The organism is Longimonas haloalkaliphila (assembly GCF_055379825.1).
This window is the reverse complement of the sequence record NZ_AP043948.1, coordinates 1,060,542-1,077,648: the sequence shown is the minus strand read 5'-3', so window position 1 is coordinate 1,077,648 and position 17,107 is coordinate 1,060,542. Positions and strand designations below refer to the sequence as shown.

Annotated in this window: 13 protein-coding genes; 5 read left to right on the top strand and 8 right to left on the bottom strand. The window is 59.6% G+C overall.

Features of this window, described 5'->3' with window-relative positions:
* The first annotated feature begins 37 nt into the window (after nt 1-37).
* A complete protein-coding gene (locus ACZ48V_RS04240; protein ID WP_464541910.1) occupies nt 38-2,131 on the top strand; it encodes a glycoside hydrolase family 97 protein in 2,094 nt (697 codons plus the stop codon).
* 309 nt (nt 2,132-2,440) lie between these two features.
* Complete coding sequence (locus ACZ48V_RS04235) at nt 2,441-2,905, top strand: hypothetical protein (protein ID WP_464541908.1); 465 nt, start codon at nt 2,441-2,443, stop codon at nt 2,903-2,905.
* Nucleotides 2,906-2,940: 35 nt separating this feature from the next.
* On the opposite strand, the gene ACZ48V_RS04230 is transcribed toward ACZ48V_RS04235, so the two are convergent.
* The 4 genes from ACZ48V_RS04230 to ACZ48V_RS04215 all read right to left on the bottom strand — a co-directional run bounded on the left by ACZ48V_RS04230 (nt 2,941) and on the right by ACZ48V_RS04215 (nt 7,255).
* Nucleotides 2,941-3,594 (bottom strand): Uma2 family endonuclease, encoded by a 654-nt coding sequence (locus ACZ48V_RS04230; RefSeq protein WP_464541906.1) that lies wholly within the window; start codon nt 3,592-3,594, stop codon nt 2,941-2,943.
* 94 nt (nt 3,595-3,688) lie between these two features.
* Nucleotides 3,689-4,072 (bottom strand): hypothetical protein, encoded by a 384-nt coding sequence (locus ACZ48V_RS04225; protein ID WP_464541904.1) that lies wholly within the window; start codon nt 4,070-4,072, stop codon nt 3,689-3,691.
* Between the two features lie 350 nt (nt 4,073-4,422).
* Nucleotides 4,423-5,115 carry a hypothetical protein gene (locus tag ACZ48V_RS04220; protein ID WP_464541902.1) on the bottom strand — a complete coding sequence of 231 codons (693 nt, stop codon included), beginning with the start codon at nt 5,113-5,115 and terminating at the stop codon, nt 4,423-4,425.
* Nucleotides 5,116-5,620: 505 nt separating this feature from the next.
* Nucleotides 5,621-7,255: a DUF2207 domain-containing protein gene (locus tag ACZ48V_RS04215; protein WP_464541900.1), complete on the bottom strand. Its 1,635-nt coding sequence runs from the start codon at nt 7,253-7,255 to the stop codon at nt 5,621-5,623.
* Between the two features lie 222 nt (nt 7,256-7,477).
* Between ACZ48V_RS04215 and ACZ48V_RS04210 the strand changes: the two genes are divergently transcribed.
* Together ACZ48V_RS04210 and ACZ48V_RS04205 are read left to right on the top strand one after the other, a co-directional pair.
* Nucleotides 7,478-8,920, top strand: coding sequence for an esterase/lipase family protein (locus tag ACZ48V_RS04210; protein ID WP_464541898.1), 1,443 nt, complete (start codon nt 7,478-7,480; stop codon nt 8,918-8,920).
* A gap of 39 nt (nt 8,921-8,959) precedes the next feature.
* Nucleotides 8,960-9,814, top strand: a complete 855-nt coding sequence (locus tag ACZ48V_RS04205; RefSeq protein WP_464541896.1) for a sulfite exporter TauE/SafE family protein — start codon at nt 8,960-8,962, stop codon at nt 9,812-9,814.
* A 214-nt stretch (nt 9,815-10,028) separates the two neighbouring features.
* Here the strand turns inward: ACZ48V_RS04205 and ACZ48V_RS04200 are convergent, their stop codons facing one another.
* From ACZ48V_RS04200 to ACZ48V_RS04185, 4 genes are all read right to left on the bottom strand, one after another.
* On the bottom strand, nt 10,029-10,835 hold the full coding sequence (locus ACZ48V_RS04200) for a type III pantothenate kinase (protein ID WP_464541894.1): 807 nt from the start codon (nt 10,833-10,835) through the stop codon (nt 10,029-10,031).
* A 43-nt stretch (nt 10,836-10,878) separates the two neighbouring features.
* Nucleotides 10,879-11,688, bottom strand: a complete 810-nt coding sequence (locus ACZ48V_RS04195) for a biotin--[acetyl-CoA-carboxylase] ligase (protein WP_464541892.1) — start codon at nt 11,686-11,688, stop codon at nt 10,879-10,881.
* 35 nt (nt 11,689-11,723) lie between these two features.
* On the bottom strand, nt 11,724-12,701 hold the full coding sequence (locus ACZ48V_RS04190; RefSeq protein ID WP_464541890.1) for a TIGR00341 family protein: 978 nt from the start codon (nt 12,699-12,701) through the stop codon (nt 11,724-11,726).
* Nucleotides 12,702-12,765: 64 nt separating this feature from the next.
* A complete protein-coding gene (locus tag ACZ48V_RS04185; protein ID WP_464541888.1) occupies nt 12,766-14,310 on the bottom strand; it encodes a hydroxymethylglutaryl-CoA reductase in 1,545 nt (514 codons plus the stop codon).
* Between the two features lie 462 nt (nt 14,311-14,772).
* Here ACZ48V_RS04185 and ACZ48V_RS04180 point away from each other — a divergent pair, with 462 nt between their 5' ends.
* A complete protein-coding gene (locus tag ACZ48V_RS04180) occupies nt 14,773-17,103 on the top strand; it encodes a TonB-dependent receptor (RefSeq protein ID WP_464541886.1) in 2,331 nt (776 codons plus the stop codon).
* The last annotated feature ends 4 nt before the right edge of the window (nt 17,104-17,107 follow it).

The window sequence follows — 17,107 nt, the reverse complement described above, 5'->3', positions numbered from 1 at the left end:
TCTCTCTCGCTGCTCTTCTTTTTATCTGATTCCCTGTATGTTGTCCTCAGTCCGTATCGTCGCTTTGCTTCTCGGCCTGCTGCTTCTATCTGTGCCCCTTACCCTGCTTGCATCCGACATCGCAGCTGCGGACGAGCGCCACAGCACCGCCTCCCCCGAATCCATTAACCAGGTGCATGTAGAGGTGGTCGACGGCGTGCCCATGTATAGCATCACGCGGCTCGGGGACCCGGTCGTGCAGCCGTCTCCGCTCGGCTTTCTACTCGAAGATGCGCCCGACCTCGATGGCCCGTTTGCGATTGCTGATGTGGAGACCCGCTCGTTCGATACAACCTGGGAGCAGGTGTGGGGTGAGAAGCAGTTCATCCGTAACCACTACAACGAGTTACAGGTGACGCTGACTGAAACCGATGCCCCGGAGCGCGACCTGGTCGTGACGTTCCGCGTCTACGACGACGGCGTGGGCTTTCGTTACGAGTTTCCTGAGCAGGAGGAACTGGAGCAGTTTCGCATTGCCGATGAGCTGACCGAATTTCGTCTGACGGGCGACCATGCGTCGTGGTACATCGATGCGTATCAGTGGAATCGGTTCGAGTACTATTTCGAGAATACGCCGCTTAGCGAGGCCGACACGGTGCATACACCGCTCACCATGCGCACCGAGAACGACCTCTACATCAGCATGCACGAAGCGGCACTGGTCGACTTTTCGACGATGACGCTGGAGCGTACCGGCGAGCATACGCTCAAGTCAAACCTGATGCCGTGGAGCGAGGGCGACCGCGTGCGCGTCACCGACACCCGCGTATCCCCCTGGCGTACGCTCCAACTGGCGGATGCGCCCGGCGACCTCATCACGTCGTATCTGATTCTGAATTTGAATGAACCGAACAAGATAGAGGACACGTCCTGGATTAAGCCCGCCAAGTACAACGGGATCTGGTGGGAGATGCACCTCGACAAGTCCACCTGGAACCGGGGTGACCGGCTGGGCGCCACCACGGAGAATGCCAAGCGATACATTGACTTTGCCGCCGAGCACGGCCTCGATCATGTGTTGGTTGAAGGTTGGAATGAGGGGTGGGACGAAGCCTGGTACGAGAGTGGCGTCGTGTTTAGCTTTACCGAATCGATCCCTGAGTTTAACCTGGAGGAGGTGGCACAGTACGCCCTCGACAACGACGTGCGGTTGATGGGACACCACGAGACCTCGGCCAGCGTGCTGCACTATGAGGACCAGATGCACGATGCGTTTGCGCTTTACGAAGACCTGGGTGTGCGTGCGGTAAAAACGGGCTACGTAGGCCATGGCACCGAGATTGTACGCTACGATGATGAGGGCAATGAGCACAATGAGTGGCACCACGGGCAGTTCATGGTCAACCACCACCTTGATGTGGTGAAGCTCGCTGCCGAGCATGAGATTGCGCTGAACGTGCATGAGGGCGTGAAGAGCACCGGACTCCGCCGTACCTATCCCAACATGATGACCAGCGAGGTGGCGATTGGTCGCGAGTATGACGCTTGGGGCGAGGCCGGGGGACATCCACCGGAGCACACCCTGAACCTGCCGTTCACCCGAAATCTGGCGGGTCCGTTTGACTTTACACCAGGAATGGTCGACCTGCACTTTGACGAGTACCGCCCGGATAACCGCATCAAGTCGACGCTGGCCAAGGAGCTGGCGCTCTACATTACCATCTACAGTCCGCTTCACATGGTGGCCGATCTGCCCGAAAACTACGCCGAGCAGCCCAAGGCCTTTCAGTTCATCAAAGACGTGCCGACCGACTGGTACGACACCAAAGTGCTGAACGCCAGCATCGGCAACTACATTACGATGGTCCGCAAAGAGCGTGGGGGCGACGACTGGTACCTGGGCAGCATTACGAACGAGAACGGACGTGTACACACGATCTCCCTTGGGTTTTTGGATGCGAACACCCGGTATGTGGCCGAAATCTATCGCGATGGTCAGGATGCGCACTGGGACCACGCGCCGTATGACCTGGTGACGGAGGAGCGCCTCGTTGACCATAGCACCGAGTTGACGCTGCGCCTTGCCGCGAGTGGCGGACAGGTCATCCGCTTTCGCCCCGCTACCGACGAGGACATAGAGCGGCTGGAGTAAGGACTGATGGGTGGATGTATTGAGGGCTGGATGGAGCGCTACGGCTTGCGGGGGTAGTAACATCCTCATCCCGTTCGATGGAGCCGATCCGGTTGAACAGCAGTATGTCGGACAGCAGCATGAGATTGCTACTTCAGCCGACAGGCTCCTCCACGCGATGAAACGGTGTATGAAACGATCTCAAAAGCGTCTGTGGCTCTGAGCAGCTGCCTCCTTGAAAGTAGGTGGCACCCGTCATTTTATTTCAGTACGTGATGTGCATATAGCGTGCAGTTTCGTCCTATCTAACCTCTCGATCAGCGCATCGCCATGGAAGCAACAATCATTCGTTCCGACACGAAGCCCAGCTACGCCAATATCCTCTCGACCGCAACCTTTTTGGTTGGCGTTGTGCTTCTGGGCTTCCTCGCATGGACCTACGTGAATGGCTCCCTCTCGGAGAACTGGATCCCCTCTCTCGTAATTGGGTTGGGAGCCATCGCCACAAGTCTCTCGATTCGATACAGGCATCTGTTTGTTCAGCAGCCTGAGCTTCGCATCGACGAAACCGGCATCAGATCGCAGAACACATCCATCTGGGGAGACAAGTTAATCAAGTGGACAGATGTCAAGGCGATCTCGCTTACCAAGAACGCGATCCAGATCCAGTACCGCCAGTCTGGGTTGCGCGATGAGGTGCATCTTCCAAAGAATGGAACGCAGGAGCATGATCAGATCAGCCGTGCGCTTAGCGAGGCGGCTACATCGTTCAACATCGTGTACAACCAGAATTGAACGCAAGCGCCCAAATCGAAGGGGCGGTACCAACGCTATGCAGCCACCGGATCCCAGATGCGCGCCATAGGCAGTGTAAATCCGCTGACGACTGTGTCGGCGGTCATTGTCTCGGGACGATCGAGCGTCGTGTGGAGCGTATCCGGCTGGTAGATGGTAACCGTTTCCGTCAGCGGGTCAATGAGCCAGCCGAGTTGCACGCCAGCGCGCATGTACTCGTTCATTTTGCTCTTTAGCGCATCCAGCGGATCAGAGGGCGAACGGAGTTCGATGAGGAAGTCGGGGGATAGAGGCAGGAGGCCTTCTCGCTCGGATTCAGAAAGTGCCATAAAACGTTCGCGCCGTACCCAGGCTGCATCAGGAGCACGGATACTGCCTGTCGAGAGTTTAAACAGACCATTAGAATCGAATGGGATTCCCTCTTTGTTCTCTTCGCTCCATTGGTCCAGATGGCGAATGATGACCGAATTACGAGCAGAAGAGAGACCACCAGTTGGACTCATAAGCGTGAGGGTACCGTCAGGATCTTGCTCAATAGAGAGCCCTTCGTTCCGGGCGCAAAGCGCGTGGAATGCGTCATCGGAAAGGGGCTCTTCCAACTGAATGCGCATGCGCTGGCAGGGGAGCGCGGGACGCATGACAGCGTCGAGAGCAGCGGTGTCGCGTGGCGCATCAATAGTTGTTGTCATAGCATGCCCTGACGGACGTGAAGGGATTGTGTGCAAATGCAGGGTAATTACTGCACGGTAGCCGTGCAGATCCTGCCGGTACGACTCAAATCATCTACTCCGCAATCGCATTGCGATCCCACACCGCAAATGTGGTGTCCTGCCCGCCTATGACATGGTTGTCGGTGATAGCGAGACTCCGCACGGGCTCGGGCGGTTCGTAGCTGTAGCGATAGGTGCCTGCATCCAGGTCGTACACATCCACGATGTGGCGATTTTCGTCGGGCTCCAGGAAGACCACGAGCACATGGATTGCATTGTCGTGAATTGACACGTCGTTGATGCGAAACCGAAGCCCATTATGGATTACCCGCTTCGTAGGACCGATCGCTTCTGTCGGGGTAGGCGGGTAGTCGTCAATCATGTGGCGAATGTAGTCGATGGTGCCATTACTGCGCCACCGGATCAGGTAGCCGTAGTAGAAAGAGAACTGAATCACACCGCCCTGTGTGTCGTCACGCAGACCGCCCTCTAAGAGCCTGTTTGGGTTTTGGTTTGCAGGCGAGAGCGAGCGCCGCTGAGGCGAAAATTGGATCCCGATGGAGGTTCGTAGCCGGGGCTACGGGCCGACATCGGGAGCAATTTGCAGTCCAGCGCCGCCGCTCGAAGCCCAAATTAAGAAATCAAGGTAGTGGATAGAGGCTAAGTGATGAGACAGTTGCAAATTGCAGCCTCGTATCGGTCGAACCCCCTCTCCCTACGGGTTTCTCCCCCTTGGCCAAGGGGGAGATGTCGGCAGACAGAGGGGGTTTGAGCGGGCTGCAATCATGTAAACCGCATGTCAATCACTTAACATTGGACCGCTACTGAAATCAAAACAGGTTCTAACACGCCAATCCACTCATACGGATCGCGTACAAGGTCCACTGCTTGCTCATGCTCCCCACCGTCAGCGGATTGAAACCGCACCGCGGTAGGGGCTGCCAGCGTCACGATTTGATCGTCGGTTGTAACACCCAAACGCATGAGACTAAAGTCGGGCCGTTCGGTACGTTGCACCGTTCCATCCTCGCTAAATACTGAGATTTTGCGTCCCTGCGCATCCCCGATAACAATATTGCCATTGGAGGTAATGCCATATCCCATCACGTTCATGTGCTGCCCGGGACCGATGCCTTTTCCTTCTCCATACATGCGCACATGCTCTCCATCAAGCGTGTACCGATACACCCGGTGCTCAGACTGATCGCGAAAGAACACGTCGCCCCGAGCTGCGCGGAGCGCTCGCGGATTGGTGAGCGACGGGCGCTGTGCTCCCACCTCGGTCCACGCGCCAGACCGGAACGCCCGCTCACTGGCTGGCTGTGACTGGATGCGCTTCGTGAACTGGGGCGGGGTCTTGACGGGTGCAGACGCCTGAGCCTCCGGGGGCGAAGGGTTCGGGTCCGACGATTCGTGCTCAAAGCTCGCCCCGAACGCCCAGAAAGCAGCCAGCACTGCGCATCCGCTGATAATAATAGAAAGCGTGCGTCGTGTTGACATTGGCATCAGATTGGTAGAGATGATGACAGAGACAGGTACATAGCGGCATGTGCAGGTTTCCTTCCTCCTTTGTTGATCGCCGCCTTGTCGCAGAATGCGCGGTCCTCACATCCGCCATTCCCTCACGCTGTTCGGGATTTCCCCCTTCGCGAAGGGGAAAATGTCGCGTAGCCACAAAGGGGGATATGCGCCCAAAAGGATAATGGAAAACTTGCACACCGCGTTACATAGGTGAGGGTGCTGCACTACTCGCGCTCGGCTGTGGAAGCTGGATCGTAGGCGACCGTGTCGTTTAGGTGATCGCGTCCAAGGGGGGCAAGAGTAAGCACAAGTGCGATGAGAAGCAGAGAGCGCCGCATACCGGTTACCAGATGGTTACAGGTCCGAGCATGTGCCAATGTATGCAATTGATGAATCGGACACAAAATGTGGGTAGTTGTCTCGCGCTTTCGACGATATCTCCTGCGCGGGCCCCCAAAACGGCTCCCATCTCAGGCGTTCGATCTTACGACACCCCACCGCCGCCTCCACCGACCCCACCCGTAGCGCCCGCGCCCACCGATACACTGCTGACAGACGAGCTGCTCCCGGAAGCCGATGCAGATGTGCTGCTCATCATTAGAATGTAGAGCGGCAGGAAGGTGGTGAAGACCTCCTTGCTTTCCCCTTTTCCCACGCGGTCTTCAATCCACGGCGGTAGTGTGACGGCAGTGGGATTCTCCTCCAGTGCGTCGTTGATGGCTTTCACATATGTGCTATCTACCGATGTGTCGATCGTAAGCCACGGCAGCGCCTCCACAAAGCGATGTGCCGCTGCCACGGGGTTTAGGTCGAGCGTGGATTCGATAGCGGTACGCTCTTCCTCCAGAAAGGCCTGCACTTCAGCATGCTGCCGGGCCCCCTCGTCACTCAGCGTGCGGTACTGCGTGGCGATGAGCCCGCTCCCGACCCCCATTCCCATTCCGAGTCCGCCTGCGACGGCAGCCATCCAGCCCGAGAGGCTTAGCAGCGCTGCCAGTCCGCCCGCAAAAAGCGCGACGCCGCCCAGTCCGCTGAGCCACGAGCGGGCCGGGTGCTCCACAATCCAGCCGCGCTCCACCAGATTATCGCGGATGCGTTTCGCCTGCTTACCCTGCCACGACCACTCGGTTTGAAAGAAGTCGGCCAGTATATCGTGCGAGCGGAGCACTTCGATCAGGGCTTCTTCGCGATCCGAGAGCGTGTGCGATTGGGCGTGCACGTCTACTTCGATCGTTTCGCTGGTTGGGTCGGTCCACGATGTGTCTTTTTCCACACGCCGGAGCGTGAGGTGGCCCCGCTCGGCCAGGTCAAAGATCATTGCGCTAAACAGGCGTTGCCACCCGTAAATGTTCTCGCGCAGCATCAGGTAGCCGGCTTCTTCAAGCGGGAGGCGGGGCTTGCGTGGGCGACGCACCGACGGAGCAGGGGTGCGTCCGAGCCACCACGCCATCGCGCCGCCCCCGAGCATCCCGAGTATGCCCAGCCCAATACCTGTGAACACCTGCGCGACATTTGTCGACTCGCGTTCGGGAGCATCAATCACGCGGGGCAGGTGGATGCGCAGGCGATAGCCTTCGTTCGGAGCCAACTCGCCGTAAGTGAATATAGCCTGCCATCCCGCCTCCATAGAGTCGAGTGAGGCGTCAGCAGCAGGTTCCAGTCGAATAGAATCGCGCTCCACCTCGGGAAACGGAAGCTGCACGGTCGCCTGCATCGCGCGGATGGGTACGTCCCACGCATCGCCCACCGCCTGCCAGTCGATGACCGTCTGGTCGTCTTCGGTGTACGGCGCGCCCTCCACCACATACGTCAGCGTAAACGTCGTCGTGGTGTCGCGCTCGGGGTACTGCCACTGAATGACCCGCTCACCGCTCTGTGTACGGGTGGATACGTCGGTAACCTCCACCTGAGCGCTGGTCACCTCCACATCGCGCAGCGCCTGCATCTGACGTGTAGGGATGCGTCGCTCGCCCCGGGTGTACGTGCCACTGCGCAGGTCAAAAGTGATATCTTCGGTGACTGCGTATGTGCCGCTGGTATCCACAACAACATCCACGGTATAGCGGGCGATGTCCCAGTCGGCATCCTGCGCATGGCCCGGTGCTGTTTGCACCAGCATTAGAAGCAAGACACCGAGGGAACACCATGTCGCTGGAATCTGAAGATATTGCATGGCTGGCGGACTATATAACGGAACGCTGTAGATATCGTGACACTCCATCCACGATCACAGCGCTGAAAAGGTTACGGGTGGGGAGAGGCGATGCTACAGGTGGTGTAACAACGCCGGATCTCCACACACCCAAACCACGGATGCACTTTCCTATCAACCGGTGTGCATATGTGGCGCTCGTTTTTCGCTTCGGATCTGATTGTGCTCATCTGCAGCATGGGACTCGCGCTAGCTCTCGCCGCCTGCGGATCCAGCCAGCCTACGCCCGATCTGCCGGGCCTCTACAACCAGTCGGCACAGTACCACGGTCCCGAGCGCAACCCGGTGATCGTTATTCCGGGACTCTTGGGGTCCGAGTTGGTAAAAAAAGACACCGAGCGCATTGTCTGGGGCGCGTTCCGGGGCGATGCGGCCAATCCAAACGATGACGAAGGCGCGCGGCTGATTGCTCTGCCCATGGATCCCGATACGCCGCTCCGCGATCTGCACGACGACGTTCGCCCCAACGGCGCGCTACGCGCATTTCGGCTGCGCGTGCTGGGTCTGCCCATCAACCTGCAGGCGTACCAGAGCATCATGCAGGCGCTCGGCGTGGGCGGCTACCGCGACGACTCGGGCAGTCTGGGCGCGATCGACTACGGCGATGAGCACTTCACTTGCTTCCAGTTCGATTACGACTGGCGCCGCGATAACGTCGAGAATGCGCAGCGCCTGCACGCGTTCATCCAGGAAAAGACGGCGTATCTGCAGGAGGAGTACGCGACGCGCTACGGCATTGAGAATGCCGACATCCAGTTCGACATTGTAGCGCACTCAATGGGCGGCCTCCTGACGCGCTACTATCTGCGCTACGGCAACCAGGACCTGCCCGATGACGGCTCCGCCCCCGAGATCACCTGGGCCGGGGCCGAGCACGTCTCCCGCGCGGTGCTCGTGGGTACGCCCAACGCCGGATCCGCCAAAGCGCTGCGCCAGATGGTGGAGGGGAAACGCACCTCTCGTATCACCCCGGATTACGCCGCCGCAATCCTGGGCACCATGCCCGCCGGGTATCAGCTGCTGCCGCGGGGACGTCATGGCGCCTTGGTGGATGCAGAGGATACGAGCGTGATGATTGACTCGCTGTTTATCCCGGACTTCTGGCAGCGGATGGGGTGGGGCCTGGCAGATCCCGAGCAAGATGCGGTGCTCCAGCAGCTCCTGCCAGACGTAGAGGACGCCCGCGAGCGCCGCCGCATTGCGCTCGACCATCAGCAGAAGAGCCTGGAACGCGCCCGGCAGTTCACCGCAGCGCTCGACCTCCCCGCCACGCCACCCGCTTCAACCGAGATCGCCCTCATCGCAGGCGATGCCGAGCCGACACTCGCTCGCTTGACCGTGGATCGCACGACTGGAGCACTCGACGACTTCGACGACGCTCCAGGCGATGGCACCGTGCTGCGCTCCAGCGCCCTCATGGATGAGCGCGTGGGTGGAACGTGGCAGCCTACGCTTAACTCGCCCATCCGCTGGTCGCAGGTTACCTTTCTGTTCACCGACCACATTGACATGACGCGCGACCCGGGCTTTACCGACAACCTGCTCTACTACCTGCTGGAAGCGCCACGCTGACTCCTAACTCGCACACCGACCGCTTTCCCGCTCCACGCTATGCTGTTCGAGTTCTGGTTTATGCTGCCTGCTGCTATCGCCATTGCAACGATTGCGATGGGGGCGGGCGTAGAAGGCGCCACTTTCTTCTCGCCATTCTTCATCATTGTACTTGGCCTCGACCCGACGACCGCGATCGGGGCCGGGCTGATCACAGAGGTGTTTGGGTTTAGCAGCGGTTTGTACGCGTACTACAGACGAGGCGCCATCGATTACCAGATGGGTATGCAGCTCCTGCTCGTTACCGTTCCCGCAGCGCTGTTTGGCGTGTGGGTGGCCCACTTCATCCCTGCCGGTATCCTAAAAGCCATTCTGGGGATGGGCCTGGTCGTAGTTGCCATCAGCTTCTTTCGCACACCCGACCATGATCTCATGAACCAGATGGATGCGCGAGCTCAGCAGTCTGGCGATCGGGCTGAGCGGTGCGTGGTGACGACCGACGGCACCCGGCACTGCTATACCGTCTTCAATCGCGCTGAAGGCCTCTTTACTGGCAGCATTGGTGGCACATTTATCGGGATGCTCTCGACCGGACTTGGCGAACTGAATGGCTATCTCCTTTTGCAGCGCTGCCGCATCCCCAGCACCATTGCCGTGGCCACCAGCGTGTTTGTCGTTGCTCTCACTGCCCTGGCTGCCTCCGTGAGCCACGCTGTCCAGCTCGCCAGCGCCGACGCCGCCACGCTCCACCAGGTAACGAGCCTGCTGGTGTTTACCGTGCCCGGCGTGCTTATTGGTGGACAGTTGGGTCCCCGCGCTGCTGCAAAAATTCCCGACGATGTGTTGGAGAAGGGTATGGGGGTGCTCTTCCTCATTGTGGCTACCGTCGTCCTGGCAGAAGCCGCGCTGGCATAGCCGTTAGGCGTTGGCTTTAGGCGTTGGCTTTAGGTAGCCCCCCAAAAGAATCGTTGAGGATGCCATGGCTCACAGCGCCGCGTCGGTCGCAGGCTCCCTCCTTGCGAGAACGCCGTGTAAGCGTATTTTTTTGCTGACTTAACTGGCTGTCGGCACCGCTTTTTTCCAGCACTGTTCTACCTTGCCCGGCTGCTACCCTGCCGTTCATCTGGCACTACCCCGACTGCCCGGATTCTTTCTCCATGCGGTTTGTAAGCAGCCGGTACGCGCCGCATAGCACCAGATGGGGGGCATGCGCGTCGATGCCGGGAAGCGTATCTTGAAGCAGCGAAGCGGCTCCACCTGTCAGTACAATTCGGGGCGTGTCGGGCAGAGTTGCCTTTAGGCGGGCTACCAGGCCTTCAGCCATCCCAGCAAAACCGTGCATGATACCGCTCTGCAGGGCGTGCTCGGTAGAGGTACCGGTGGGATGCGCGGGCACGTTCAGATCAATAGCAGGAAGCTGTGCGCCGCCTGTCGCCAGCGCATCACGCAGCAGGCGCGGTCCCGGTGCGATCACCCCGCCCAGATACGTCGCGTCGTGACGAACCACCTCAATGGTGAGGGCCGTACCGGCGTCAATCGCAAGCACGCTGCGTGCCGGACGCGCCTCGGCAGCCACGCCGTAGTCGAGCCAGGCTCCTGCAGCGGCCGCGAGCCGGTCGGTGCCGAGCGTCTGAGGCGTTTTGTAGGCAAGCGTAAACGGCAGCCAGCCTTCGGTCTGCAGCACGCGTGCAGGCGCTCCCGTGTAGGCCGTTACAGCAGCCTGTGCAGGCACATTCGCATCAGGAACGACCGATACGATTCCGATGCGCGCTCCCGTTGGAAGCACATCTTTCAATACGCCCCGCCAGGCAATGGGATGCGCGAAGTCGCTCCGATCGAGCTCCAGGCGCCCCGTATCCCGAAGAACGCTATCGGCAAATTGCCCCCACTTTACAGCGCTGTTTCCGATATCAAGAATGAGCCAGGGTGCAGCCATCAAGATGTAGCCATGATTACGTGGGTTCGAATGAAGGCGCGCGTCACGCAGTACGGGTCGTTACCTCGCCTGCGTGGAAGGCCTGTACGCCGCGCGGCGTGCGAAGACGAAGCGCCCCCGATGGGTCGATGCCCACGACCGTGCCCGTGGCCGTACGTTCGGCGCCCGGCACGCGCACCGTGATGGTTTTCCCGTAATGCAGCATCTGTTCGGTATATGCCGTGCGCAGCGCCGTGCGGGCGTTGGGGTCGTGCAGGGCGTCGTACCGCGCTTCGAGCTGCTTCATGAGCGCAGCCCAGAGCGGCGCACGGGGCACAGAGCGCCCTACCTGCATACGGAGCGACGTGGCCCCTGCGCCGGAAGGCAACTCGGTCTGATTCACATTCAGTCCGATGCCCAGCACGACAGGAGAGCGCCTGGGAGAAGCCCCGCCTGTTGCTCGCATCGACGTCTCCAGCAGCATCCCGCAGCACTTGCGTCCACCAATGAGCACATCATTGGGCCACTTGATTTGCGGTGGATCGGCAAGTGGATAGGTGCTCAGCACATCCGCCACCGCCAGACTGGCAGTGAGCGGGATGAGCGAGAGCAGCTCCGTAGGCAGTTCCGGGCGCAGCACGACCGACCCGGTGAGCGCCTGATGCGGCGGTGCCACCCACGAGCGCCCATGGCGTCCGCGTCCTGCCGTCTGCTGTTCGGCCAGCACAACCGCTCCTTCAGGAGCGCCCTCTCGGGCCCAGTCGGCCGCCACGGCATTGGTAGATCCTACAGCATGGTGGTAGCGCAGCGATTGGCCGAAGCGCTCGGTGGTGAGCGCCGAAGCGATGGCATCGGGAAGCAGCGTATCGGTCATGGGCAGCTTACAGGAGAAGAGGGGGCACCATGCGATTATGCGGCCAGCCAGATGGCAGTAGCCAGCACGGCCAGAACGAGCGTCCACAGCACCAGTGCCCAGCGGGTGGCTTTCTTGGCTTGCTCGGTCTTGTACCACGACATCGGGCGCACGCCCATCACCAGGAAGGTGAGCACCGAGGCCAGGTTCACCCCCGCTACATTGGTAACCAGAAGCAGCGCCGCCTGGTAGGCCAGGTCGTACTCGCCGCTCCCAGACAGCAGGCCCACGGCCACCAGGGGCGGCACCAGCGCCACAGCAACCATCACCCCGACAATCGCCGTAGACAGTCCACGCGTTACCGCCAGCGCCCCCGCTACACCCGCAGCTATGGCCAGCACCACGTCGGGCAGTCCGATCGCTGTACGCAGCGCGATCTCAGACTGCCCCGGGTCGACCGGCAAGAACAACCCCATACCGAATGCCAGACTGAGTCCGGCAAGCAATCCACTCAGGTTGGTCTTCAGGCTTTTCATGATGAGCGCCCGGTCTGCCAGCGTCGTGCCGAGCCCGAGTGCAATGTTGGGACCGATGAGCGGTGCGATTACCATGGCCCCGATAACAACAGCGGTATTGTTGCGTAGCATCCCCCCGGCCGCTACCACCACCGAAAGTGCCACAAGAGCAAAGTAGACGCCACGCATCTTCACCGAGTCGCTCATATCCTGATACAGCTCCTCGCGGCTGATGCGATCGGAGCCGTTCTTCGACTTACGCTTTTCGTCTTCATCTGGGCGCGGCAACGTCGCCTCAATAGGCGACACCACAATGCGGTAGTCCTCGGTGTGGCCCATCTGCTTCTGCAAACGCTCCAGCGCCGTCTCTGTCAGCGTGCCGTCGACAATCAGGCGCTCCAGCACACGCCCATCGGCGAGCGTAACCGTGTAGCGGTCTGCGATAGGCACGTCGTCGCCCAGTTTTCCGAGAGTCTCCTGCGTATTAGGCAGGTAGACGTCTATCTGCTGAAATGCCATATGGGGTTTGAGGGATGCAGAAGGCAGCGTCTGGCGTGCCGGTATAGTGCCTTACGCGACACGGCTACCGGTTTCGTCCATACGATTCGTGACTGGACACCCAGTCTGACGATGAAATCGCCGCGCCCAACGACAGTTCGCCCGCCAGCGCGACCCCCGCAACAATTTCTGCAAACTTACGCACCTTTCCCTTTCCATAGCAGTCGAGCATCTCCAAGCATTCGCGCTGCGTGGGCAGCCCCGTACCGCCTCCGTAGGTAGCTACGATGAGCGAGGGGATCGTGAGCGAGATTTTCAGATCGCCCTCGTCGGTCACATCAGTGTAGAGCACGCCAGCCGAAGACTCCGACACGTTGGCAACGTCTTGCCCGGTAGCGATAAACATCGCCGTGATGGCATTCGGCGAGTGCGCACCGTTGTTGTTCGCCCCCGATAGGAAGGCGCCGACCGTTGACACGTTCCAGTGGTAGTGCAGGCTCTCTGGGTCGACCCGCATATGCTGCTCCAGCACCGACCGGTCGATGGTCGCTTCGGCGGTAACGCGCTTGCCACGCGTACGCATCACGTTCACCTGCGAGGCCTTCTTGTCAGTGGCAAAATTAGACTCAAGGTAGAAATGCTCAATCGGATCGGGATAGTTGTCCATAATCCACCCGCAGGCCGTGAAGGTGGCGCGTCCCACCATGTTCTGTCCGGCCGCATCGCCGGTGCGGTAGTTGAAACGCAGGTACGCAAAGTTATTCGACAGGTATGTATCGATATAGAGCAGCTTAGCTATGCTGGACGTAGACTCGGCTTCGCGCCGCACATCGTCCATGTGGCTGTCGACCCAGTCTCTAAACTCGCGCGCTTCCCGCGCATCCGAAAACACAAAAACCGGTGCCCGCTGCATGCAATCGTTGACAACGGTGGCTTTCACGCCGCCACTCATATTTACCACCTTGATGCCCCGGTTGTACGAGGCTACCAGCGTGCCTTCAGAGGTGGCCATGGGTATCAGGAATTCGCCCTGCGCATGCTCCCCGTTTACCTGCAGCGGTCCGGCAATGCCCAGCGGCACCTGCGACACCCCTACAAAGTGCTCAACATTTCCTTGTGTAAGGTGGGGGTCGAACGAGTGCTCAAAGCTGTGTGAGGGGTTCGTTTCTGTAAAGGAGCGGAGAAACGCCTGCCGCTCCTCGATCGCCGCATCACTGTAATCATCGTCGTCGTTCCGTGGGATACGGGGCAGCATCTCTTCGTTGGCGGTAATTGCATCTTCGACCGTGAAGTCGAGTGATCCGAATGGTTTGCTTTTGAACGCGATGGAAATGCTATGCTTGCCTACCCCCAGCGCCTCTGTATCACACACCACACTGAGCGTACGGCGGAGCGGAAAGTCGATCGTGGTGCCCTTCTCAAGGTCGGGGGCGGTCAGCGTCGTCCCGTCACCGAGATGCAAGCGTATATCTGAAAGCGCTACCGGCTCTCCATCAATCTTGACGCCTTTGAGCTGCGTAAGGGTTGCATCCTTCAGACGGTTCTTGATGGCAAACTGAACCCCCTGGTCGGTATTTTCAAGGCTGCCAAAGGTGTACAGCTGCTTAAGGATCATGCTTGGAATCAACATAGGTGCCTGGCTTTCATGATAAGAGCAAATGGGTACGGGTCATCTTTCCGTACAAAGCGGTCGGTAGTAGACGGTGCACGTATAATAGCGCCTCACAATGTGCCGCGACGCATCGCAATGCATCGCAGCGTACAATATCGCAAAAAGTTTGAAGAAATAACAAGGCATCTGTAAGGCAACGTGTCACGCCACTGAACTTACAGGAAAGACGAGGCAATGTATAGCCATACCGGTACTACAATCCACCGAAAACAGATCGCCCTACGAAGGCGCTATCGGACTGTTCGCATCTTTACGATTGCCGTGTAACAACTCGCTGAATAGATTCGTCAAGGGCGTACGATGGACTGTCGCCTTTCACTCTCATACTGATTGCATGCGCTGCTTTGCACCCTGTATATCGTCGCTCTCATAGGCTGGGCAGCCTGCTTTTACCGCTATTGTATCTTGGCTCTTTCTGTGATGCGTTCGCTGTCTTCGCTTCTCTTGTACGCCTGTGCCCTGATTGGCGTGCTCCTCTTTCTTTCCGCCAGCGCCGGCACAATCCAGGCTCAATCGGCCACCGATGCCTCCGCTGCGCTGAATGGATACGTGCGAGACGCCACAACCGGAGAAACCCTGCTGGGTGCTAACGTGCTGGTGCGTGAGGCCGAGCGCGGCGCAGCCACCAACAACGCCGGGTATTACACGATTGGCAACCTGACGCCCGGCACGTATACCGTGCGGGCCTCGTACATCGGCTACCGCAGCACAGAGGAAACGGTTACACTCGAAGCAGGCGAGGAGCGGCGCCTCGACCTGGAGCTGCTGCCCGACGACCTGGCGCTCGACCAGGTGATCGTCGAAGGCGATACCGAAGAGGCCGATCGCACCATCGGGGTAGAACGGCTCTCTACCGACCTGATTCGCGAGCTGCCCGCCGTGCTTGAGCCCGACGTGTTTCGCTCGCTGCAGTACCTGCCCGGCATCAAAGCCGCCAGCGACTTTTCGAGTGGGCTCTACATCCGCGGTGGGAGTCCCGACCAGACATTGATTTTGCTTGACCAGACCACCGTCTACAATCCGTCGCACTTTTTCGGGTTCTTCTCTACCTTCAACCCCGATGCTATCAAAGATGTACAGCTCTACAAGGGGGCCTTCCCGGCAGAGTATGGCGGGCGCATCGGCAGTGTCGTGGACATCTACAACAAGGATGGCAACCGTCGCGAAACTCAGGGGGGGCTCAGCGTGGGTCTCTTGGCCTCGCGGGCCTACGTTGAAGGGCCGTACGGCGTAGACGAAGAGACCGACACCGCCGCCGGGTCGTACATGGTGGCGGTGCGGCGCTCTACGCTCGAACCGCTATTGGCCGTGCTGCGCGGCGCCGATGTTGAGGGCATCCCCGACCGCTTTTACTTCTACGACATCAACGCCAAGATCAACTATACGCTCACTGACGACGACCGCCTCTCGCTCTCGGTGTACGGCGGCCAGGACCAGCTCGACCTGGAGTTTCTCGACGACGGCCAGTTTGACATCTCGTACGGCAACCGTACTGCAAGCGCAAACTGGACGCGCCTGGTCTCTTCGAAGCTCTTCACCTCGGTTACAGGAACCGCCTCGCGCTACCGCAGCACCCCCGTCGCTAACATTGCCGGTACCCAGTTCGCACAGACCAATGAGGTCACCGACGTCTCCCTGAAAGCTGATTTTGAGTACACGCCAATCCCCGAACATGAGATTAAAGCCGGCCTGTGGGGCGGGGCGCTCTCGTTTGACCTGCGCAACACGTTCGACGGCATCGAGTCGTTTCAGCGCAACATCGAAAGCGGATACCTCGCGCTCTTCGTGCAAGACACCTACCGGCCAACCGACCTGTGGCGCATTCGCGGTGGACTGCGAGGCACGTACTTCGACCAGGGCAACTTCTGGCGTCTGGAGCCCCGTCTCTCGGTAGCGTACGACCTCACCCCCAGCCTGCGCTTGCAGGCGGCCTACGGGCGCTACTACCAGTTCCTGACGCTCGAAACGAGCGAGCTCTTTACTGGCTTCGACTCGTGGCTCATGACCGACGACGGCGTGCCCCCTGCATTCGGCGACCAGTGGGCCGTGGGCGTACAGACGCAGTGGAATAGCGGCTGGGAGGTCGAATCGGAAGCCTACATCCGCACCATGCGCGACCTGTTCGAGCAAGATCCGTTTCTTCCAGACCTGTCAGGCCTCCCCTACAACGAAACCTTCCGGTTTGGGCGCGGCATCGCCTACGGCAACGAATGGATCATCCGCCGCAACGAAGGCCCCGTTACGGGCTTCGTCGCCTACACGCTGAGCCGCACCGAGCGGCAGTTCCCCGACGTAAACGTGAACCCGCAAGGACAACCGAACTTCTACGTACCGAAGTTCGACCGCACGCACGACCTGGATGTGGTGCTCAACTACAACCTGTCGGACCGCTGGCGCGCCACGGCAACCTTTAACTACGCCACCGGACAGCCCTATACCAACCCCCAGTTTCGATACAGCCTGCAAGACGACCCGCTGCAGTCCGACGTCTCGACACGCGACGTACTGGTTAGCCCCTTCAATAACGACCGGCTGCCCGCGTATCACCGCCTCGACCTCGGCGTACAGCGCACCGGACGCTTTTTTGGGGTGGCTGATATGGAGCTGCAGTTCCAGCTCATCAACGCCTATGGACGCGAGAACATCTGGTTTTATCTGTTTGAGTTCGAAGACGACGGATCTGTCACCCGCAACACTATCCCACAGATCCCCGTGCCGCTGCCTAACGTTGCTCTCACCCTCACGTTTTAACCCT

Coding starts and splice junctions, on each gene's coding strand:
- ACZ48V_RS04200 (WP_464541894.1), bottom strand. CDS start 10,835: ATGGCTGCACCCTGGCTCATTCTTGATATCGGAAACAGCGCTGTAAAG.
- ACZ48V_RS04215 (WP_464541900.1), bottom strand. CDS start 7,255: ATGCTGGTGCAAACAGCACCGGGCCATGCGCAGGATGCCGACTGGGAC.
- ACZ48V_RS04190 (WP_464541890.1), bottom strand. CDS start 12,701: ATGGCATTTCAGCAGATAGACGTCTACCTGCCTAATACGCAGGAGACT.
- ACZ48V_RS04205 (WP_464541896.1), top strand. CDS start 8,960: ATGCTGTTCGAGTTCTGGTTTATGCTGCCTGCTGCTATCGCCATTGCA.
- ACZ48V_RS04180 (WP_464541886.1), top strand. CDS start 14,773: ATGCGTTCGCTGTCTTCGCTTCTCTTGTACGCCTGTGCCCTGATTGGC.
- ACZ48V_RS04195 (WP_464541892.1), bottom strand. CDS start 11,688: ATGACCGATACGCTGCTTCCCGATGCCATCGCTTCGGCGCTCACCACC.
- ACZ48V_RS04235 (WP_464541908.1), top strand. CDS start 2,441: ATGGAAGCAACAATCATTCGTTCCGACACGAAGCCCAGCTACGCCAAT.
- ACZ48V_RS04185 (WP_464541888.1), bottom strand. CDS start 14,310: ATGTTGATTCCAAGCATGATCCTTAAGCAGCTGTACACCTTTGGCAGC.
- ACZ48V_RS04210 (WP_464541898.1), top strand. CDS start 7,478: ATGTGGCGCTCGTTTTTCGCTTCGGATCTGATTGTGCTCATCTGCAGC.
- ACZ48V_RS04240 (WP_464541910.1), top strand. CDS start 38: ATGTTGTCCTCAGTCCGTATCGTCGCTTTGCTTCTCGGCCTGCTGCTT.
- ACZ48V_RS04220 (WP_464541902.1), bottom strand. CDS start 5,115: ATGTCAACACGACGCACGCTTTCTATTATTATCAGCGGATGCGCAGTG.
- ACZ48V_RS04230 (WP_464541906.1), bottom strand. CDS start 3,594: ATGACAACAACTATTGATGCGCCACGCGACACCGCTGCTCTCGACGCT.